Origin of the sequence: Rhodobacter flavimaris (assembly GCF_021378075.1) — a bacterium.
GTDB lineage: Bacteria > Pseudomonadota > Alphaproteobacteria > Rhodobacterales > Rhodobacteraceae > Rhodobacter > Rhodobacter flavimaris.
This window is the reverse complement of record NZ_JAJUOS010000002.1, coordinates 132056-153058: the sequence shown is the minus strand read 5'-3', so window position 1 is coordinate 153058 and position 21003 is coordinate 132056. Positions and strand designations below refer to the sequence as shown.

The following is a 21003-nucleotide window of genomic DNA, read 5'->3' as shown; positions in this document are numbered from 1 at the left end:
GCCGATCCAAACATCTGCGCGCGCTGTAACTGCTTGAAATTGCGCATAAAGCTAAAAAACGAAAATATACGAACATAAAGTGGTTGCGAATGGATGCGATGTTAGCGATAAACAGGCAGCAACGCGGCTAGGGGAGGAAACGCGTGTCGCATCCGCAGGACATCGAGATAACGGATCTGTTCATCATCGGTGGTGGCATCAATGGGTGTGGCATCGCGCGGGATGCGGCCGGGCGCGGGCTGAGCGTTGCCTTGGCCGAGATGAACGATCTTGCCAGCGCGACCTCTTCGGCCTCGACCAAGCTTTTTCACGGCGGTCTGCGTTATCTAGAATATTTCGAATTCCGGCTGGTGCGCGAGGCGCTGATCGAGCGCGAAGTGCTGCTGCAAGCCATGCCGCATATCAGCTGGCCTATGCGCTTTGTTCTTCCTTATCATAAGGATATGCGGTTCGAGTCGGATACGCCGACCTCGAAGCTGCTTGGGTTGTTCATGCCTTGGATGAAGGGGCGGAGGCCCGCCTGGCTGATCCGGCTGGGGCTGTTCCTGTATGACCATCTCGGGGGGCGGAAGATCCTGCCGGGAACCTCGACGCTGGAGCTGCCAGGCACGGCAGAGGGCGCGCCTTTACAGGGGCGCTTCGCGAAGGCCTATGAATATTCGGATTGCTGGGTCGAGGACTCTCGCCTTGTTGTGCTGAATGCCCGCGATGCGGCGGCGCGCGGTGCGCGGATCATGACGCGCACCAAGGTGCTCAGCGCGCAGTTCGAGGATGGCCTATGGCGCATCGAAACGCGCAATAGCGAAAATGGCGAGCAGGCGACGCATCATGCGCGGATGCTGGTCAATGCCGGCGGGCCCTGGGTTGGCGATATCATCCACTCGACCGTGCACAGCACCTCGCGCGAGGGGATCCGCCTGGTGCGCGGCAGCCATATCGTCACGCGCAGGCTTTACGATCACGACAAGTGCTATTTCTTCCAGGGCACGGATGGCCGGATCATCTTTGCGATCCCCTACGAGGGCGACTTTACCCTGATCGGGACGACCGATGCCGACCACCCGGATGCCGCGCAAAAGCCCGAGTGCACGCCGCAAGAGCAGGACTACCTGCTGACCTTCGCCAACCAGTATTTCAAGCGCCAGCTGACCCGCGAAGATATCGTCTGGACCTACTCGGGCGTGCGGCCGCTCTATAATGACGGAGCAAGCAGCGCGACTGCGGCGACCCGCGATTACACGCTGAAGGTCGATACCAGCAGCGGCGGCCCGCTTCTGAATATCTTCGGCGGCAAGATCACGACCTATCGGCGTCTGGCGGAAAGTGCGCTGGATAAGATCGGTGCGCAGATTCCGGTGGCCAAAGGGCCCTGGACGGCGGGTGTTCCGCTGCCCGGTGGCGATTTTCCAGTGGATGGTGTTGCGGCCCTGACGTCCGAACTGCGTGCCCGCTACCCGTTTCTGACCGATTTCTGGGCGCGCCGTCTGGTGCGCGCCTATGGCACCGAAGCGGCCGTGATGCTGGGTGATGCACAAAGCGCAGCCGACCTTGGGCGCGATTTCGGCGCGACCCTGACCGAGAAAGAGATTGCGTGGCTGATGGCCCGCGAATTCGCCCGCACCGCCGAAGACGTGGTGTGGCGGCGCAACAAGCTGGGCCTGCGTCTCGGCGAGGAACAGATCGCTGCCCTGGATGGCTGGATGGCCCAATGCCGCTACAGCGCGTCGTCGGCTGCGGAATGAGGAGGAGAACCGAATGACCCTGGAACTGAGGGGCGTTTCAAAGACCGTGGAAGGGCAGACCCATATCTATCCCACGGATCTGACGCTGGAAAATGGCACAATGAACGTGCTGCTGGGGCCGACGCTTTCGGGCAAGACCTCGCTCATGCGTCTGATGGCGGGGCTGGATGTGCCCTCCTCGGGGCGGATCTTCTGGAACGGCGAGGATGTAACCGGCCAGCGCGTGCAGGATCGCAAGGTCGCGATGGTTTACCAGCAGTTCATCAACTACCCCTCGATGAGCGTTTACGACAACATTGCCTCGCCGATGAAGCTGCTCGGCGCGGACAAGGCCGAGATTGACGCCCGCGTGCGCGAAACCGCCGAGCTGATGAAGCTGACGCCGATGCTGGGACGCAAGCCGTTGGAGCTGTCGGGCGGGCAGCAGCAGCGTTGCGCCTTGGCGCGCGCGCTGGTCAAGAATGCGGGGCTGGTTCTGCTCGACGAGCCGCTGGCGAACCTCGACTACAAACTGCGCGAAGAATTGCGCGTCGAAATCCCGAAGATTTTCGAGGCCTCGGGGTCGATTTTCGTCTATGCCACGACCGAGCCCGAGGAGGCGTTGCTGCTGGGGGGCAATACCGCGACCCTATGGGAAGGGCGGGTGACCCAGTTCGGCACGACGCCAGCGGTCTATCGCCAGCCGCTCGATGCCACGACCGCGCGAGTCTTCTCGGACCCGCCGATGAACTTCCTGCAAATCTCCAAGACCGGAAACCGGATCATGTTCGGCGCCGGGCAAAGTGCCGCGGCGACCGGAAAACTGTCTGAACTGCCTGACGGGCGCTACATGGCGGGCTTCCGCCCGAACCATCTGGAAATCGTCAAGCACACGCCCGACGCGCTGGAGTTCACCACGACGCTGAACGTCACCGAGCTGACCGGCTCAGAAACTTTCGTGCATCTTCAACATCATGGCGAGCGCTGGGTCGGCCTTGTGCATGGCGTGCATGACCTTGCGCTGGGCGAGGAACTGCGCGTCTGGCTCGACCCGCGACACGTCTACATCTTTGGCGAAAACGGCAAGCTGGTGGCCCCGGCGGCCTATGCGCTGGCGGCCTGAGGGGGGAACGATGGCCAAGATCACGCTTGATAACCTTGCGCATTCCTACCTGCCGAACCCGGCATCCGAGGACGATTACGCGCTTAAGGAACTCAATCACGACTGGGACGATGGCGCGGCCTATGCGCTGCTTGGGTCTTCGGGGTGCGGCAAGTCCACCTTGCTCAACATCATCTCGGGACTTTTGCAGCCCTCGCAGGGGCGCATCCTGTTCGACGGGCGCGACGTGACCCATGCCCCCACCGCCGCGCGCAATATCGCGCAGGTTTTCCAGTTCCCGGTCGTCTACGACACGATGACCGTGCGCGACAACCTGGCCTTTCCGCTGCGCAACCGGGGCCGCGACGAGGCCTATATCGCCGAGCGCGTTCAGGAAATCGCCCGCATGATCGGCATGGAAGAGATGCTGAACAAGAAGGCGCGCGGGCTGACGGCGGATGCCAAGCAAAAGATCAGCCTCGGGCGCGGCATGGTGCGTAAAGACGTCAACGCGCTGCTGTTCGACGAGCCGCTGACAGTGATCGACCCGCATATGAAGTGGGAACTGCGCACGCAGCTGAAAAAGCTGCACCACGATTTCGGCCACACGATGATCTACGTGACGCACGACCAGACCGAGGCGCTGACCTTCGCCGACAAGGTGGTGGTCATGTATGACGGCCGCGTTGTGCAGATCGGCACGCCCGAAGAGCTGTTCGAGCGCCCCGAGCATACGTTCGTGGGCTATTTCATCGGCTCGCCGGGGATGAACGTGATCCCGGCCCGGATCGACGGCAACAAGGCCTATGTGAACGGCTCCTATGTCGAGCTGTCGCAAAGCTACCGACCGCTCTCGGGCAAGGTCGAGATCGGCGTGCGCCCGGAATATGCCCGCCTGTCGCAGACTGATGGGCTGCCGGTGAAAGTGCGCCGTGTCGAGGACGTCGGCCGCCACAAGATCATCCGGGCCGAGTTTTTCGGAAACGATATCAACATCATCGCTGACGAGGGCGAGCAGATCAGCGCGGATATGAACCGCGTCTCGTTCGATGCGGGCCACGTCAATGTCTATGCCAACGACTGGCGCGTGCAGGGGGAGGCCGCGTGATGGCCGGGTGCCCTCACGCAAAGGCCAAGGGCGCGCCGCCCGTCACTGAATACCCGCGCCGCAGGGCGCAATCGTCCGGGGAGGGGGCGAGGTAATGGAAAAGACAGTCAACCAAAAGGCATGGTTCCTTGTTCTGCCGGTCCTGCTGCTTGTCGCGTTTTCCGCCGTGATCCCGCTGATGACGGTCGTGAACTACTCGGTGCAGGACACGTTCGGCAATAACCAGTTCTTCTGGGCCGGTCTCGACTGGTTCCGCGAGATGCTCAGCTCCGACCGGATGTGGAACGCGCTTGGGCGTCAGCTGGCATTCTCGGGGATCATCCTGGCGATCGAGGTGCCGCTGGGGATTTTCGTTGCGCTCAACATGCCCAAGTCCGGGTTCTGGGCCTCGCTGTGCCTTGTGCTGATGTCGCTGCCGCTGCTGATCCCGTGGAACGTGGTCGGTACCATCTGGCAGATCTTTGGCCGGGTCGATATCGGGCTGCTGGGTTACACGCTTCATGCGATGGGCATCAGCTATAATTACACGCAGGACACGCTGGCCGCCTGGATCACCATCGTGACGATGGATGTCTGGCACTGGACCTCGCTGGTGGCGCTGCTGGCCTATGCCGGGCTCAAGTCGATCCCCGATGCCTATTACCAGGCCGCCAAGATCGACCAGGCCTCGCGCTGGAAGGTGTTCCGCTTCATCGAGCTGCCCAAGATGATGGGCGTGCTGATGATCGCGATCCTGTTGCGTTTCATGGACAGCTTCATGATCTACACCGAACCGTTCGTGGTCACCGGCGGGGGGCCGGGCAACGCGACGACGCTGCTCTCGATCGACCTCGTGAAGATGGCTCTGGGGCAGTTCGACCTCGGCCCGGCGGCGGCGTTCTCGATCATGTATTTCCTCGTGATCCTTCTGATCAGCTGGGTGTTCTACACCGTCATGACCAACCTTGACCGGAAAGGGGCCTGACCATGGTCGATGCAACCGCACAGATCCCCGGCGGCGCGACCGCCAAGGGCCAGGCCCGCCGCAGCAAGGAGCGCATCAACAGCCGTGCCGTCGTGATGACGCTCTACCTGCTGTTCCTGATGCTGCCGATCTACTGGCTCTTGAACATGAGCCTGAAGACCAACACCGAGATCCTCAACACCTTCACGCTGTTCCCGCGCGATCTGACTTTCGCGAATTACGCCACGATCCTGAACGATCCGGCCTGGTACATGGGCTATGTGAACTCGTTGATCTATGTGGTGATGAACACGGTGATCAGCCTCGTGGTGGCGCTTCCGGCGGCCTATGCCTTCTCGCGTTACCAGTTCATGGGCGACAAGCACCTGTTCTTCTGGCTGCTGACGAACCGGATGGCGCCGCCCGCGGTCTTCGCGCTGCCCTTCTTCCAGCTCTACAGCTCGGTGGGGCTGTTTGACACGCATATCGCGGTCGCACTGGCGCATTGCCTGTTCAACGTGCCGCTGGCGGTCTGGATCCTTGAAGGTTTCATGCGCGGTGTCCCCAAGGAGATCGACGAGACCGCCTATATCGACGGCTACAGCTTCGGGCGCTTCTTCGTGAAGATCTTCATGCCGCTGATTGCCTCGGGCATCGGTGTCGCCGCGTTCTTCTGCTTCATGTTCTCGTGGGTCGAGCTGCTGCTGTCGCGCACGCTGACCACCGTCGATGCAAAGCCCATCGCCGCGATCATGACCCGCACGCAGGGTGCCTCGGGGATCGACTGGGGGGTGCTAGCCGCCGCGGGGGTGCTGACGATCGTGCCCGGAGCGCTCGTGATCTACTTCGTGCGCAATTACATCGCCAAGGGCTTCGCCCTGGGCCGCGTGTAAGGCGCGGATAGAGGAGGAAAAACAATGGACTGGATGGCTTGGACCTGGCCCACCGCGACCTTCTTCGCCGTGATCGCCACGCTGCTGATCGTCTTCACCTTGCTGGCGATCAGACACCCCGAGACCCCCCGCGTGGGCATCCTTCGGATCGAGACCACGCGCGGCGACCGGCTTTTCATCACCCTTCTGGGCTCGGCCTTCATCAATCTGGCCTGGCTTGGTGTCGTGGGCGCGGGGCAGCCCTATGCCCTGATCGTCTGCCTGATCTACGCCGCGGCGGTGTTCCGCTGGGTTTAGCGAACGACCCGCGTGGCCGCGCAGGAGGGGCACGGCCACGCTTCAACCTCAATGACTGAACGGTTCAAACGGGAGGACAAAATGAACCTTAAGCTCACATCAACAACGGCGGCGCTGCTGATCCTGTCGGGTCCGGCCTTCGCCGACATGGATGCCGCGCGCGGCTTCCTCGACAAGGAGATCGGCGATCTGTCGTCGCTGAGCCGTGCCGAGCAGGAAGCCGAAATGCAGTTCTTCGTCGATGCGGCGAAGCCTTTCGCGGGCATGGAGATCAAGGTCGTCTCCGAAACGATCACCACCCACGAATACGAAAGCCAGGTGCTGGCCCCGGCCTTCACCGCGATCACCGGCATCAAGGTCACTCATGACCTGATCGGCGAGGGCGACGTGGTCGAGAAGCTGCAAACCCAGATGCAGTCGGGCGAGAATATCTATGACGGCTATGTCAATGACAGCGACCTGATCGGCACCCATTGGCGCTATCAGCAGGTGCGCAACCTGACTGACTGGATGGCGGGCGAGGGCGCCGATGTGACCCTGCCGACGCTCGATCTGGCCGACTTCATCGGCCTGAGCTTCACCACCGGCCCGGATGGCAAGGTCTATCAGATGCCGACCCAGCAGTTCGCGAACCTCTACTGGTTCCGCTACGACTGGTTCAACGACGAGAAGAACAAGGCAGATTTCAAGGCGGCTTACGGCTACGATCTGGGCGTTCCGGTCAACTGGTCGGCCTATGAGGATATCGCCGAGTTCTTCACCGGTCGTGATCTGTCGCACCTGGGTGTTCAGGGCGCGGTCTATGGCAACATGGACTACGGCAAGAAAGACCCCTCGCTTGGCTGGCGCTACACCGATGCGTGGATGTCGATGGCCGGTATGGGCGACGTGGGCGAACCCAACGGCCTTCCGGTCGATGAATGGGGTATCCGCGTGAACGAGAACTCGCAGCCGACGGGTTCTTGCGTGGCACGCGGCGGTGCGACCAACAGCCCCGCGGCCGTCTATGCCGTGACCAAGGCGATCGAGTGGCTGAACAAGTACTCGCCGCCGGCGGCGGCCGGCATGACCTTCTCCGAGGCCGGCCCGATCCCGGCGCAGGGCAACGTCGCGCAGCAGATGTTCTGGTACACCGCCTTCACCGCCGACACCGTCAAGCCGGGCCTGCCGGTGATGAACGAGGACGGCACGCCGAAGTGGCGCATGGCCCCCTCGCCGCATGGCGTTTACTGGAAAGAGGGCCAGAAGGTCGGCTATCAGGACGCCGGTTCGTGGACGCTGATGCAATCCACCCCGGTGGATCGTGCCAAGGCGGCCTGGCTCTATGCCCAGTTCGTTACCTCCAAGACCGTGGACGTGAAGAAATCCCATGTGGGTCTGACCTTCATCCGCGAGTCGACCGTGCAGCACGACAGCTTCACCGAGCGCGCCTCCAAGCTGGGCGGTCTGGTCGAGTTCTACCGCTCGCCCGCCCGTGTGGCATGGTCGCCCACCGGCACCAACGTTCCGGATTACCCGAAGCTGGCGCAGCTGTGGTGGCAGAACATCGGCGATGCCATGTCGGGCGCCAAGAGCCCGCAAGAGGCACTCGATGCGCTCTGCGCCGATCAGGAGCGCGTGCTTGAGCGTCTTGAGCGCGCCGGTATCCAGGGTGACATCGGTCCCAAGCTGAACGAGGAGATGGACGCCCAGTACTGGTTCGACCAGCCCGGCGCGCCCTATCCCAAGCTTGAAAACGAGGACGAAACCCCGCAGACCGTCAGCTACGATGAGCTGATCAAGTCCTGGCAGTAAGCCTTCCTCCCCGGCCGGGGCCCCTCAGGGCCTCGGCTATCCTGAAAACGTCCGGCGCCAGGATGCCGGGCACGACATCGCTCTGAGGAGAAGCGGTTATGACCCACATTCTTGCAATCGATCAGGGAACAACGTCCACACGGGCCATTCTTTTCGATCAGGCGATGAACGTGGTCTCCTCGGCGCAGGAAGAATTTCCCCAGCATTATCCGGCCAGTGGCTGGGTCGAGCATGACCCGGCCGATCTGTGGTCCACCACCGCCGCCACCTGCCGCGCCGCGATCGAGCGCGCGGGCACGGGCGCCGAGGGGATCGCCGCCATCGGCATCACCAACCAGCGCGAGACAACGCTGGTCTGGGACCGCAAGACCGGAAAACCCATTCATAACGCGATCGTCTGGCAGGACCGGCGCACCTCGGCGCTGTGCAAGTCGCTCAAGTCCGAAGGGTTCGAAGAGATCGTGACGGATCGCACGGGCCTGTTGCTCGATCCCTACTTCTCGGGCACCAAACTGGCCTGGATCCTCGACAATGTCGAAGGCGCGCGGGCGCGGGCCGAGGCCGGAGAGATCGTCTTCGGCACGGTCGATACCTGGCTGGTGTGGAACCTGACAGGCGGGGCGGTGCATGTCACCGATGCCACCAATGCCGCGCGAAGCGTGCTTTACGACATTCGTAAGGGGCGCTGGTCGCAGACCATCTGCGAGCGTCTCGGCATCCCGATGGCGATGCTGCCCGAGGTGCGCGACTGCGCCGCCGAGTTCGGCCAGACCCGCCCGGACCTGTTCGGTCGCGCCATCCCGATCCTCGGGATCGCGGGGGATCAGCAAGCCGCGACCGTGGGGCAGGCCTGCTTTGCGCCGGGCATGATGAAATCCACCTATGGCACCGGCTGCTTCGCGCTGCTCAATACCGGCGCGGCACCGGTGCGTTCACAAAACCGGCTGCTGACAACCATCGCCTACCAGTTGGACGGCAAGCCGACCTATGCGCTTGAAGGCTCGATCTTCATTGCTGGCGCAGTGGTGCAGTGGCTGCGCGATGGGATCAAGATCATCCGCGAGGCGAAAGAGGCACAGGGGCTGGCAGACCGGGCCGACCCGACGCAACAGGTGGTTCTGGTGCCGGCCTTCACCGGGCTTGGCGCGCCTTATTGGAACGCCGAGTGTCGTGGCGCGGTCTTCGGGCTGACACGCAACTCGGGCCCGGAAGAGCTGACCCGCGCGGCGCTGGAAAGTGTGGGCTACCAGACGCGCGACCTGTTGCAGGCGATGCGCGCAGATTGGACCGGCGGGGGCGAGACCGCGCTCCGGGTCGATGGCGGCATGAGCGCCTCGGACTTCGCGATGCAATTCCTGTCGGACATCATCGACGCGCGGGTGGACCGCCCCAAGGTGCTTGAGACAACCGCCATGGGCGCGGCCTGGCTCGCAGGGCAGCGCGCGGGGCTCTACCCGAACCAGTCGGAATTTGCCGCACAATGGGCGCTGGAGCGGTGCTTCCAGCCGCAGATGGCGGCCGAGACCCGCGAAGAGAAATACGCGGCCTGGCGCCGCGCGGTGGACGCAACGATGCGTTTCTGACCCGCAGGGCCACCCGAGGAGGAGCGATGACGATCTATTCCGTGACGGCTCCGGCCCAGACGATTTTTGGCCGCGACAGTCGGCTGGGCGCGGCCGCGCATGTGGCGCGGATGGGCACACGCGTCTTGCTGGTCAGCGGCCGCTCGGTTCCCTGGGTGGAGACCTTCGAAGCCGAGTTGCGCGCCGCAGGTCTCGCCGTCGAGCGGATTTTCTCCACCGGCGAACCCAGCCTGGGCGACGTCCGCGCCGGTGTCAGCGCCGCGCGCCGCTTTCGCGCGGAGTGCGTTGTCGCGGTCGGCGGTGGCGCGAGCATTGACCTCGGCAAGGCCATCGCGGGGATGGCCGGGTCAGCGGGTGACCCCGAGGAGTATCTGGAACTGGGGCGACCCCCCGCCCGCAGCCTTGCCGATCCGCTGCCCTTCGTCGCCATGCCGACCACCTCGGGTACCGGGGCCGAGGCCACGCGCAACGCGGTCATCAGTGTGCCCGAACGGCAGTTAAAGATCAGCCTGCGCGATCCCCGGCTGGTTCCAAGGCTCGCGATTGTTGATCCGGCCCTGACCGATGCGCTGCCCAAGGCACTGACGCTTGCCACCGGGCTCGACGCGATCACGCAGTTGATCGAAAGCTACCTGTGCAACCGCGCGAACCCCGTTACCGATGCGCTGTGCCGCGATACGCTACCCGAGGCGATCACCGCCCTGAGGCGCCTGATGGAGGGGCCGTCAGACACCGCGCGCGATACAATGGCGCGGGCGAGCTACCTCAGCGGTCTGGCGCTTGCCAACTCGGGGCTGGGGGTGGTGCATGGGCTTGCCTCGGTGATCGGTGGGCGCGGCGGTGCGCATGGCGCCATCTGCGGGCGGCTTCTGGCGGATGCGCTGCTGGTGAACCGCGATGCGGCCGCGCGCGCGGGCCTGCCCACCCGGCGCTTTGATGAGGTCGAGGCGTGGCTGCGCGAAGGGCTTGGCGGAACGGTTAGCGGGCCCGAGTGTCTGCGCGCCTTCATCGACCGCCATGGCCTGCCGACGCTGAACGATCTACACCTGTCCGAGAGCGATTTCGACGCCGTCGCGCAGGAGGCCCTCGGCGCCTCCTCGACCAAGGCGAATCCTGTTACGCTGAGCGCCGGGGAAATTGCCCGGATCTTGCACGGCGCAGCGCTGAGCAACTGAGCTCGAGGCCACGGTTCCCTGCGTATTTTCAGGGCAGAATAGTGGAGCATCACACGCCCTGCCAAACGCGGCGGGGGAGCGCCATGTTCGTCGCTCGGTCGGAGGTGCGAGGCGGTGGTGCGGGGTGCTTGGGACTTGCCTGCGCCTTGGCGCTTTTGTTTTCGGCAGTGACAGCGAACGCGCGGGATGGCGGCGACTGGACGATGCAGTTCAACCCCTATCTCTGGGGCTCTGGCCTGAGCGGGAGCATGGCGCCCGCGGATATCGGGAATGTCGCCTTCACCATAGGGGGCGATTACGTTATTGCGCGCTCCCCGTGCGGCGAGTTGCGGCTGGCTGACGCGCTTCGCTACTGGAACATCGAGACCGATCTGCGTTTCGGCAGCGGAACCGAGGGGGAGCCAGCGGGAAGAGCCTCGAGCGACCGGGTGGATGTTCTGGCCGGTGTGAACTGGCAGGCCGAGACCGGTGCGAGGACCTTCGCGACGGGGTGGGTGATGGTTGGCGCCGGCGGGTCGAACCTTAGCACGGTTGACTTCGCGGGACTCGACTACCGGATCAATGAGTAAAACCCCATCGTCGGCGGCTACCGCTACCTGGGCGTCGATCGGCGGGGCGGAGACTTCTTGTATGGCGTCGCGCAGCTGGGCCTGAGCCTGCCGTTATAAGCGTGTCGCCCGGTCTCCAGCAGGGAAAATCACTATGCCCGCCGAGCAGGGCGCCGTGTCGTTTCTGTTGATGTCGTGCAGGAATTGATAGGTGTTGTCTTCGTAAATCGGTCGGCTTTTGTCCTGCTTCTGGCGGCTCCGCAGCAGCAGTGCCGCCATATCCGGGATGTCCTGTGCGCCTTCCGTGGCTCTACCGGGCAATCACTCGCTGCCTGCCGCAGCGCCGAAAGAAAAAAACCGGCCCAGGGGCCGGGAGTAGTTTGGGCGCAGAGGTAAGCCCTGCGCCCTTCGCGGGTTTGAATGGTCAGATGCCGGATTTCACCGAGGTCCAGAGCCGCGTGCGGTTCCGCAGGGTCTTGGCGTCCACGCTCTTGTCGGGGAACAGCCGGTTTAGCGTCTCGGCGTCCGGATAGATGCCGGGATCGGAGAGGATCGCGGGGTCGATATGCGCATCTGCTGCCTTGTTTGCATTGGCGAAGAACAGCATGTTCGACACTTCGGCGATCACCTCGGGGCGCAGCATGTGGTCGATGAAAGCGTAGGCCTCATCGACGTTCTTCGCATCGCTCGGGATCGCCATGAGGTCGATCCACATCAGCGTGCCCTCTTTCGGGATGGTGTAAAGCACCTCGACGCCGTTATTGCTTTCGGCTGCGCGGGCCTGCGCGATCCCGGCGTCGCCACTGTAGATGACGGCCATGCAGATATCGCCGGATGCGAGGTCGTTGGTGGATTTCTGGTTGTGGAAATAGCGGATGTTGTCGGCCGTCCCGCTCAGCGCGGCGAGCGTGCGCTCCAGATCGGCGGCGTCATTCGAATAGGGGTCGATCCCGAGGTAGTTCATCGTGACCGACACCATCTCGACCGGCGAGTCCAGCATCGCGATGCCGCAATCGGCCAGCTTGGAGGCGATCTTGGGGTTGAACAGAACGTCCCAGGTGGACATGTCCTGATCGCCAATGCGCTCGGCGACCAGCTTGGGATTGTAGGCGATGCCGATGGTGCCCCAGGTATAGGGCACACCCAGTTCCCGCCCGCCCGGCACCTTGTCGAGCGCGGCCAGAATATCGGGGTCGAGGTTTGCGTAATTGCTCAGCCGCGCGGGGTCGATGGCCAAGAGCGCGCCAGCCTGAAACTCGCGCTCGGCGTTCGAGGCGGCCGGGAAGACCACGTCGTAGCCCGAGGCGCCGGTCAGTAGCTTCGTCTCGAGGATCTCGTTCGAGTCGAAATAGTCGAGCGTCACCGATGTGCCAGTCGCCGCCTCGAAGGTCGAAAGAGAGGTTTGGCCGAGGTAATCGGCCCAGTTGTAGATCGCCAGTTCACTTGCCTGCGCCACGCCCGCGCTGGCGTATGCCAGCGCGAGGGTGATAATCGTGGGGGTAACTCTCCTGTCGGTCATGTTCTTGTTCTCCCGTTGCGATTAGCCGTGGCGCACACGCGCGGCGGCGTAGAGGCACAGCAGATCATTGGCGATGGTGGCGGCCGCCAGCGCGGTGATGTCGCTCACGTCATAGGCGGGGGCGACCTCGACGACATCCATACCGATCACGTTGATGCCTGCGAGGCGGCGCAGCGTTTCCTGCGCCTGATAGGGGCTGAGTCCGCCGATGACCGGCGTGCCGGTGCCCGGCGCCGAAGCGGGTTCCAGCGCGTCAATGTCGAATGTGACATAGGTCTTGTTGTCGCCGACGATCTTGCGGATCTTCTCGGCTACCGCATGAGGGCCGGTCTGCTGCATCTCGATCGCGTCGATGATGTTGAAGCCGAGCGGGTCGGGGTTGTGGGTGCGGATGCCGACCTGAACCGAACGCGCCGGATCGACGAGCCCGTCGCGCACCGCGTGGAACATCATAGTGCCGTGGTCGATGCGGCCCTCGTCATCGGCCCAGGTGTCGCTGTGGGCGTCGAACTGGATCACGCTCAGCGGGCCGCCGTGTTTCTCGGCATGCGCCTTCAGCAGCGGATAGGTGATGAAGTGATCCCCGCCGATTGACAGCAGCGCCGTGTCGGTGGCCAGAACGGCCCGCGCCTCGTCGGCGATCTCGTTGGGGACGTTCGCGGGATAGCCCGAGTCGAACCGGCAATCGCCATAATCCACCACCGAAAGCTGCTCGTACGGGTCTTCTTTCCACGGCCAGGGCGCCGACCACGAGATATGCGCTGAGGCGCCACGCACCGCGCGCGGGCCAAGCCGTGCGCCCGAACGGCTGGAGACCGACAGGTCGAAGGGCACACCCATGATCGCGACATCGGCGGAGCTCAGATCGCGGGTGTAGCGCCGCCGCATGAAGCTCAGCGCGCCCGCATAAGAGGCCTCGGTCACGGTGCCGCGGTCCGACAGGCGCGTGAAGGCCTGATCGCCCGTCGAGGGGTTAACGCTGGAATCCTTGGCCATTGATTTCACTCCCGGTTCAAATCGGCTTTGGGAGAACTTGGCCCAAGAGTCATATGCGGGTAAATTAGTGTGAAGGCATATATCTAAAGGTATATGATCGGATGCAGTTGGGATTGGGATTGCGATGGAAAGCGAAGCACTTGCACTGGATGAAGGCCGTATTCAGGCGATAGCCGGTCTGATCGAGGCCGTCGGCTCTGACCGCTTTCCGGCAGCGTTCCGGCAGTTCATCCGGCAGGTCTGCGGCTTTGATTCCCTGATTGCCACGCGCTACCCGGCGAACCAGCCGCCGGTCTCGCTCTACCATGATCTTGACGATGTGCAGGCGGCCATCACGGTGCAGTTCTACGCGACGGGGCCCTATCTGCTCGACCCGCTGTATCTGGCCTGCAAGGGCGGCAGCGCGCCGGGGGCTTATAGGTTGCTCGACCTCGCTCCCGAGGCGTTCTACCGCTCGCAATACTACCGTGCCTTCTACCGCAGCATTCGCATCGGCGATGAGATCGGCCTTTTGATCCGCGAGCACGCGAGCGACTGGATCATCGTTTCACTGGCGCGCGGGCTGCGCCAGACGCGATTTTCGGAACAGGAACTGGCGCAGTTGCGCCAGCTGTTCCCGATCCTGTCCGTCGCCGTTCTGCGCCATTGGGGGTGCAAGCCCGAGGCCGCGCCCGAGGGGCGGCTGGAGGACCGACTGGAGACCTTCGGCGTCGATATCCTCAGCCCGCGCGAGGCCGAGATCGTGCGCCTGATCCTGCAGGGGCACTCGACCCCCTCGGCGGCGGCTTATCTGGGGATTTCCGAGGGCACAGTGAAGGTGCATCGCCACCATGCGTATGCCAAGCTTGGCATCACGTCGCAGGCTGAACTGTTCTCGCTCGCGACGCGGCATTTCGTGGGCTGAGGCGCCGGCAGCCTTGTGTCGGGGCCACCGGCGAAGCTGCACATTACTGAATCCCGTTAACGCGTTGGATCTCGCGCACATAGGCGACGATGTTGATCACGTCGGACGGGGTCAGCCCCTCCACCGGAGGCATGTCGCCGAACTTCCAGTGGTGGGCGCGCACGCCGTTCTGCACGGCGGCCAGGAAGGACAGATCGCCGTGGTGCGAGGGTTCGTAGATCTTGTGGATCAGCGGCGGGCCGAAGCCCAGTTTCCCGCTGCCGCTTGCGCCGTGGCAATCCGTGCAGACGGCATCGAAGGCGCGCTGCCCCATCTGGGCGTTGGATGAGAGGCTGTCGGGCAGGGAAACCGCCACCATCGGGTCGCCCTCGGCGGGGGCCTTTGCCTGCACATCGGGCGTGCTGCCGGAGTCAAGTGCCAGGTATGCGCCCCCGGCAATGGCCAGGGCTGCGGCTGCGACAAGGTATTTCTTCATCATGGATTCCAATTCGATCAGGGCCCGGAATAGGGCGCAAACAGATGGATGTGGTCCACCCCGAGGGCGGACGAGCATCGGTGTCAGATCGGTCAGGAACGTGGGGGTGGCAGGTCCAGCGCGGGCTCATGCGCGGTGGGCCAAGCCCTTCCGCCGGGCCGCAGATCCAGCGGCAGATTTGCCCGGCGCAGCGCCAGCGCCGGTGCAAAGGGGAGCGGCGCGGAAAGCATCGCCTCGGCATGGGGGCAGGGGGCATTCGGCATCTTTGAATGATGCGAGGCCGGGCATGACGGGCAGTCTTCCATATCGGCAACAGCCGCCATTACCTGCGCATGGCTCATCGCGGCAGCCGGAGCTTCCAGCTGCACAAAGCCGATCAGCATGACCAGCCCGATGATGAGAAGATGCACGATCCTGCGCATGGTTGCCTATCTTGCGTGGCCGGTGAGGGCTGTCAATCGGCCTGTCGTGCAAGTGATCGCGCATGGCGCGTGCGCGCGCCATGACATCGGTCAAGCCCGGTCGGCCCTAGCGATAGGTCCGCTCGCTTATCGCTTTGCGGGCGGCAAGACAGGCCTCTCGGCAGTCGATCGCTTGCGATATGGGGGGGCAACGCCGGGCATGACCGTGGGAGCCTGTTGGACAACGCCAGTGATCGGAACACCAGCGCCCTTCGTCGTCGTCAGAACGAAGGCGGGGTGCAGGCGGATACGAGCACGCAAACCTCATCGCGCAGGTTGCGGAACCTGTGCGGGATGCGGCTGTCGAAGAGATAGGCATCGCCCGGCCCCAGTTCGTTCACCTCATCTCCGACGGTCAATTCGATCCATCCGGACAGAACGAATCCCCCTTCCTCCCCCTCATGGCTGTACTTCTCCATGCCGGTATCGGCACCCGGTTCATAGCGTTCATGCAGGATTTGCAGCATCCGATTGGGGCCGATTCCGACCTGATGCAGCGCGATGCTGGCCGCTTGCGGCGCGTTCCGAAAGACCATTCTGGGATCGATTTCAAGCAGCTCGCGCGCGCGAAAACAGATCTTTCCCCGGTCTTCTGAATCAGGGCCGAAGAACTCGGCCAAGCTCATCGGGATCGCGTCCAGAATGCGTTTGAGCGAGGCTACCGAGGGCGACGAGTGATTTGTTTCTATCTGCGAAATCAACCCGTTGGTGACACCCGAGCGACGTGCCAGTTCGCGCTGCGAAAGCCGCTCTTGTGTGCGCACCGCCCGAAGGCGATGGCCGATGTTGAGATCGGGCTGTTTGGCTTGAACGGGCATGGCGATCCTCCCGTTTCGCTGCTTGCGGGCTGTTGAAGGGCGGAGGTGGATTGGAGGACTAAAAGTCTAACCGGAAGAAAATTCCAAACAAGGTTGATTACTATTTTAAACGGGGTTACGCTTTTACGACACGAAATCTCCTTTTTGCGACCTTTTGGTTCTGCATTTCGGGCGTAAACGCCCATCCGGGAGACAGTCTACGCAAAGACATCCTGGGCCTAGGAGGCCCCTGTGAAAGGTGCCCGAAGTGGCATCCGTGCGCGTCTGCGCATGTTCGATAGGCCGGGTTCGGTCCGGGGGGGGAGCGATCCGACAGGGCGACAAGAACCCGCGGATCAAATTGTCAGTTAGCGACACGGAGTTGGAAAATGACATATCTCAAGACACTCTCGTTCGTCAGTGCCATGGCGCTTGCGACCACTGCCGCCGCCGAGGAGCGGTTCATCACCATCGGCACCGGCGGCCAGACCGGCGTGTATTTCGTGGTCGGCCAGTCGATCTGCCGGCTGGTGAACCGCGACACGCCGACGACCAATCTCAAGTGCACCGCACCTTCGACCGGCGGCTCGATCGCCAATATCAACGCCATCGCGGCCGGTGACATGGACATGGGCGTGGCGCAGTCCGACTGGCAGTATCACGCCTTCAACGGCAGTTCGGAGTTCGAGGGCAAGAAGGTCGACAAGCTGCGCGCCGTCTTCTCGGTGCATGGCGAGCCCTTCACCGTCGTCGCCCGCAAGGATGCGAGCATCGCGAGCTTCGACGATCTCAAGGGCAAGCGCGTCAATGTCGGCAACCCCGGCTCGGGCCAGCGGGCCACCATGGAGGTCGTGCTGAATGCGATGGGCTGGACCGAGGGCGATTTCGCTCTGGCGTCCGAGCTTAAACCCGCCGAGCAGGCCGCCGCCCTCGGCGACAACAAGGTCGATGCGATCATCTACACAGTGGGCCATCCGAACGGTTCGATCCAGGAGGCGACCTCGACCGTCGAGTCCAACCTGGTGCCGGTGACCGGCGAGGCGATCGACAAGCTCGTGGCGGATAACGCCTACTATGCCAAGGCGATGATCCCGGGCGGCATGTATGCCGGCACCCCCGACGACGTCGAGACCTTCGGCGTGAAGGCGACCTTCGTGACCTCGGCCGATGTGCCCGACGAGGTGGTCTACGAAGTGGTCAAGGCAGTGTTCGACAATTTCGATCGCTTCAAGGGCCTGCACCCGGCCTTCGCCAATCTCAAGGAAGAAGAGATGATCAAGGACGGTCTGTCCGCCCCGCTGCATCCCGGCGCGATCAAGTACTACACGGAACGCGGCTGGATGTAAGCCGCTGGCCCGCCCCGCTTCCGGCGGGGCGGCACCTTGCGGCGCGGGATTGAAGTCGCCCGCGCCGATCCTTTGACAATGACCTAGAAAGGGCTCGCGCCGCGGGCACAGGGGGACGTCATGGCACAGAACGATCAGCACGACGCTGGAGAAATGAACGCGGATCAGCCCGTGGTCGGGACCTTGAGTCAGGAAGAACTCGACGAACTCGTGGCGTCCTCGGATACCGGCGCACGCGGATCGACTGGGCCGGTCGGTGCCTTCCTGATGGTCGTCGCACTGGCCTGGTCGCTGTTCCAGCTGTGGATCGCCTCGCCGATCCCGTTCATGGTGGGCTTTGGCGTGTTTAACGACACCGAGGCGCGCTCGATCCATCTTGGCTTTGCGATCTTCCTCGCCTTCGCGGCTTTCCCCGCGGCACAGACGCGCGTTCAGATCGCGCTTGGCGTGGCGGTTCCGCTGATCCTCGGACTGCTGTTCTTTCTTTCGGCGAAGGCGGGCACGCCGGTCTGGTGGGTGCCGCTGATTTCCGTGGCAGTGGTTGCCGCGGTCCTTCTTGGGTCGCCCAAAAAGCAGATCCCGCCGTGGGACTGGGCGCTGGCCGTCATCGGCGCGCTCACGGCACTTTATCTCTACGTCTATTACCGAGACATCTCTTCGCGTGTCGGTGCGCCGATCCTGCAGGATTTCGTGGTCTCGGTCGCGGGTATCATCATCCTGCTTGAGGCGACGCGGCGCGCACTTGGTCCGGCGCTGATGATCGTCGCGGCGGTCTTCCTGGCCTATACCGTGCTTGGCCCGAATATGCCGGACATCATCGCGCACAAGGGCAACAACCTGTCCGAGATCGTGAACCACCAGTGGATCACCACCGAGGGCGTGTTCGGCATCGCGCTTGGGGTTTCGACCTCGTTCGTCTTCCTCTTCGTGCTGTTCGGCTCACTGCTGGATAAGGCCGGGGCGGGGAATTACTTCATTCAGGTCGCCTTCTCGCTGATGGGCCATATGCGCGGCGGGCCTGCCAAGGCGGCTGTCGTATCCTCGGCAATGACCGGCCTGATCTCGGGTTCGTCCATCGCGAATGTTGTGACCACCGGCACCTTCACCATTCCGCTGATGAAGAAGGTGGGCTTCTCGGCCGAGAAGGCGGGCGCGGTCGAGGTGGCCTCGTCGGTCAATGGCCAGATCATGCCGCCGGTCATGGGGGCTGCGGCCTTCCTGATGGTCGAATACGTGGGCATTCCCTATTTCGACGTGGTGCGCCACGCCTTCGTTCCGGCGGTGATCTCGTATATCGCGCTGGTCTATATCGTGCATCTTGAGGCGATGAAGGCCGGGATGGAGGGCCTGCCGCGCGCCTATACGCCCAAGCCCATCGTGCAGCGCCTGATCGGTATCGCTTTCACCATTGCGGCGATCTGCGCGCTGTCGCTGATCGTCTATTACGGCATGGGGTGGATCCGACCGGCCTTCCCGCAAGCGGCGGGCTACATCATCTTTGCGTTCCTCACGGCGGTCTATGTCGGGCTGCTCTGGGTCGCCTCGCGCGAGGCGCCGCTGCAACTCGACGATCCGAACGCACCGGTGACCAAGCTGCCGCTGCCGGGGCCGACGGTGCGCGCGGGGCTGCATTACATCCTGCCGGTTGTGGTGCTCGTCTGGGCGCTGATGGTGGATCGCCTGTCCCCCGGCCTCTCGGCCTTCTGGGCGACGGCCTACATGGTGTTCATCCTGATTACGCAGCGCCCCTTGATGGCGATCCTGCGGGGCGAAGGCGCCTTGGGCTCGGCGATCTCGGCCGGTTTCACCGATCTGATTGACGGTCTGGTCACAGGTGCGCGCAACATGATCGGCATCGGCATCGCCACGGCGACCGCGGGCATCATCGTGGGTGCGGTTAGCCAAACGGGCGTCGGCTCGGCGCTGGCGGACGTGGTCGAAGTGCTCTCGGGCGGCAATATCATGGCGATGCTGGTTCTGACCGCGATCCTGTCGCTGATCCTTGGCATGGGCCTGCCGACCACGGCCAACTATATCGTCGTGTCGGCGTTGCTTGCTCCGGTTATCGTGACGCTTGGGCAGCAAAACGGGCTGATCGTGCCGCTGATCGCGGTACATCTTTTCGTCTTCTACTTCGGCATCATGGCCGATGTGACGCCGCCGGTGGGGCTGGCCAGCTTTGCCGCCGCCGCCGTCTCGGGGGGCGATCCGATCAAGACCGGGGTCGTGGCGTTTTTCTACTCGCTACGCACCGCCGCGCTGCCGTTCCTGTTCATCTTCAACACCGAACTTCTGCTGATCGACGTGACAATGGTGCAGGGGGTCTTCGTGTTCATAATCGCGACGATCGCGATGCTGCTGTTTGCGGCGGCGACACAGGGCTGGTTTCTGGCGCGCAACCGTATCCACGAAACCGTGCTTCTGCTTCTGGTCGCCTTCACGCTGTTCCGACCGGGCTTCTGGATGGACATGGTCTTCCCGCCCTATGCCGAGGCCGCGCCCTCTGAAATCAGTGCCGCCGCCGCCGCGACGCCTCTGGGCGAGGATCTGCGCGTCCGCGTGGCCGGCGTGAACGATCTGGGCGATCCGATCGAGTTCGTGGCCCTCGTGCCGATGGGAGACGGGGCCACCGGCGACGATCGGCTGGCCGCGGCAGGGATCGCGCTGCGTCAGGACGGCGAGCGGATGATCATCGACGATGTCGCCTATGGTTCGGCCGCGCAGCAGGCGGGTCTGGACTGGGATCAAGAGGTGTTGCGCGTGCTGCAACCGGTCTCGGTGCCGTCCAAGTACTGGATGTTCCTGCCCGCGCTGCTGTTGCTGGCATTGGTCGTGATGATGCAACGCGGGCGCGAGCCGAAGTCGCGCACCGCACAAGCCTGAGGAGGGCGCCATGTACAAGACCATCCTCTTGACGATCGACCTTGAGCACGAAGCCTCGTGGAAGCACGCGCTACCGGTGGCTATCGACTTTGCCAAGGTGCCGGGGGCGACGCTGCATGTCCTGTCGGTCGTGCCGAACTTTGGCTCGGCGCTGGTCGCCAGCGAATTCCCGGCAAGCTATCTCGAAAAGGCTCTGGGCAAGGCCAAGGCCAAGCTTGAGGCCCTGGTGGCCGCGCAGGTTCCGGCGCAGGTGAAGACGATCAGCCATGTCGGGGCAGGGCGCGTGCATGAGGCGATCCTGGAATATATCGACAGTTCCGGCGCCGATCTGGTGGTCATGGCCAGCCATGCTCCAGACCGCGTGCGCGAGTTCCTCGTCGGCTCCAATGCCGACCGCGTGGTGCGCCGTTCGCCTGTTTCCATTCACGTTGTGCGGTGCTAGGCAGTGCGGCGGTCCC

At 63.5% G+C, this 21003-nt stretch carries 20 protein-coding genes; 14 read left to right on the top strand and 6 right to left on the bottom strand.

Going from position 1 to position 21003, the window contains the following annotated elements; genetic code table 11:
• Positions 1-143: 143 nt before the first annotated feature.
• From glpD to LZA78_RS03415, 10 genes are all read left to right on the top strand, one after another.
• The gene (glpD, locus tag LZA78_RS03460) at positions 144-1742 is read left to right on the top strand and encodes a glycerol-3-phosphate dehydrogenase (protein ID WP_233675558.1); all 1599 of its coding nucleotides are present in this window, start codon (positions 144-146) and stop codon (positions 1740-1742) included.
• Between the two features lie 13 nt (positions 1743-1755).
• Positions 1756-2844 (top strand): ABC transporter ATP-binding protein, encoded by a 1089-nt coding sequence (locus LZA78_RS03455; RefSeq protein WP_233675557.1) that lies wholly within the window; start codon positions 1756-1758, stop codon positions 2842-2844.
• Positions 2845-2854: 10 nt separating this feature from the next.
• A complete protein-coding gene (locus LZA78_RS03450) occupies positions 2855-3931 on the top strand; it encodes an ABC transporter ATP-binding protein (protein ID WP_233675556.1) in 1077 nt (358 codons plus the stop codon).
• Between the two features lie 94 nt (positions 3932-4025).
• Complete coding sequence (locus LZA78_RS03445) at positions 4026-4895, top strand: carbohydrate ABC transporter permease (RefSeq protein WP_233675555.1); 870 nt, start codon at positions 4026-4028, stop codon at positions 4893-4895.
• Positions 4896-4897: 2 nt separating this feature from the next.
• Positions 4898-5767 carry a carbohydrate ABC transporter permease gene (locus LZA78_RS03440; RefSeq protein WP_233675554.1) on the top strand — a complete coding sequence of 290 codons (870 nt, stop codon included), beginning with the start codon at positions 4898-4900 and terminating at the stop codon, positions 5765-5767.
• Positions 5768-5791: 24 nt separating this feature from the next.
• The gene (locus LZA78_RS03435) at positions 5792-6064 is read left to right on the top strand and encodes a DUF2160 domain-containing protein (RefSeq protein ID WP_233675553.1); all 273 of its coding nucleotides are present in this window, start codon (positions 5792-5794) and stop codon (positions 6062-6064) included.
• Positions 6065-6145: 81 nt separating this feature from the next.
• The gene (locus LZA78_RS03430) at positions 6146-7858 is read left to right on the top strand and encodes an ABC transporter substrate-binding protein (protein WP_233675552.1); all 1713 of its coding nucleotides are present in this window, start codon (positions 6146-6148) and stop codon (positions 7856-7858) included.
• A gap of 98 nt (positions 7859-7956) precedes the next feature.
• The gene (gene glpK, locus LZA78_RS03425) at positions 7957-9441 is read left to right on the top strand and encodes a glycerol kinase GlpK (RefSeq protein WP_233675551.1); all 1485 of its coding nucleotides are present in this window, start codon (positions 7957-7959) and stop codon (positions 9439-9441) included.
• Positions 9442-9467: 26 nt separating this feature from the next.
• Positions 9468-10616: an iron-containing alcohol dehydrogenase gene (locus tag LZA78_RS03420; protein ID WP_233675550.1), complete on the top strand. Its 1149-nt coding sequence runs from the start codon at positions 9468-9470 to the stop codon at positions 10614-10616.
• Positions 10617-10699: 83 nt separating this feature from the next.
• A complete protein-coding gene (locus LZA78_RS03415) occupies positions 10700-11185 on the top strand; it encodes a hypothetical protein (protein ID WP_233675549.1) in 486 nt (161 codons plus the stop codon).
• 93 nt (positions 11186-11278) lie between these two features.
• On the opposite strand, the gene LZA78_RS03410 is transcribed toward LZA78_RS03415, so the two are convergent.
• The 3 genes from LZA78_RS03410 to speB form a co-directional block, all read right to left on the bottom strand.
• A complete protein-coding gene (locus LZA78_RS03410) occupies positions 11279-11443 on the bottom strand; it encodes a hypothetical protein (RefSeq protein ID WP_233675548.1) in 165 nt (54 codons plus the stop codon).
• Positions 11444-11588: 145 nt separating this feature from the next.
• Complete coding sequence (locus tag LZA78_RS03405) at positions 11589-12683, bottom strand: extracellular solute-binding protein (protein WP_233675547.1); 1095 nt, start codon at positions 12681-12683, stop codon at positions 11589-11591.
• Between the two features lie 21 nt (positions 12684-12704).
• Complete coding sequence (gene speB, locus LZA78_RS03400; RefSeq protein ID WP_233675546.1) at positions 12705-13679, bottom strand: agmatinase; 975 nt, start codon at positions 13677-13679, stop codon at positions 12705-12707.
• 124 nt (positions 13680-13803) lie between these two features.
• Here speB and LZA78_RS03395 point away from each other — a divergent pair, with 124 nt between their 5' ends.
• Positions 13804-14583, top strand: a complete 780-nt coding sequence (locus LZA78_RS03395; RefSeq protein WP_233675545.1) for a helix-turn-helix transcriptional regulator — start codon at positions 13804-13806, stop codon at positions 14581-14583.
• Positions 14584-14626: 43 nt separating this feature from the next.
• Here the strand turns inward: LZA78_RS03395 and LZA78_RS03390 are convergent, their stop codons facing one another.
• The 3 genes from LZA78_RS03390 to LZA78_RS03380 all read right to left on the bottom strand — a co-directional run bounded on the left by LZA78_RS03390 (position 14627) and on the right by LZA78_RS03380 (position 16337).
• Positions 14627-15061, bottom strand: coding sequence for a c-type cytochrome (locus tag LZA78_RS03390; protein WP_233675544.1), 435 nt, complete (start codon positions 15059-15061; stop codon positions 14627-14629).
• An 89-nt stretch (positions 15062-15150) separates the two neighbouring features.
• Entirely contained in the window at positions 15151-15480 is a 330-nt protein-coding gene (locus tag LZA78_RS03385; RefSeq protein WP_233675543.1) for a hypothetical protein, read from the bottom strand.
• A gap of 260 nt (positions 15481-15740) precedes the next feature.
• Positions 15741-16337 carry a cupin domain-containing protein gene (locus tag LZA78_RS03380; RefSeq protein ID WP_233675542.1) on the bottom strand — a complete coding sequence of 199 codons (597 nt, stop codon included), beginning with the start codon at positions 16335-16337 and terminating at the stop codon, positions 15741-15743.
• A gap of 368 nt (positions 16338-16705) precedes the next feature.
• Between LZA78_RS03380 and LZA78_RS03375 the strand changes: the two genes are divergently transcribed.
• The 3 genes from LZA78_RS03375 (at position 16706) to LZA78_RS03365 (ending at position 20987) form a co-directional block, all read left to right on the top strand.
• Positions 16706-17662, top strand: a complete 957-nt coding sequence (locus LZA78_RS03375) for a TAXI family TRAP transporter solute-binding subunit (protein WP_233675541.1) — start codon at positions 16706-16708, stop codon at positions 17660-17662.
• Positions 17663-17782: 120 nt separating this feature from the next.
• Complete coding sequence (locus LZA78_RS03370) at positions 17783-20545, top strand: TRAP transporter permease (RefSeq protein WP_233675540.1); 2763 nt, start codon at positions 17783-17785, stop codon at positions 20543-20545.
• Positions 20546-20555: 10 nt separating this feature from the next.
• A complete protein-coding gene (locus tag LZA78_RS03365; RefSeq protein ID WP_233675539.1) occupies positions 20556-20987 on the top strand; it encodes a universal stress protein in 432 nt (143 codons plus the stop codon).
• Positions 20988-21003: the final 16 nt, after the last annotated feature.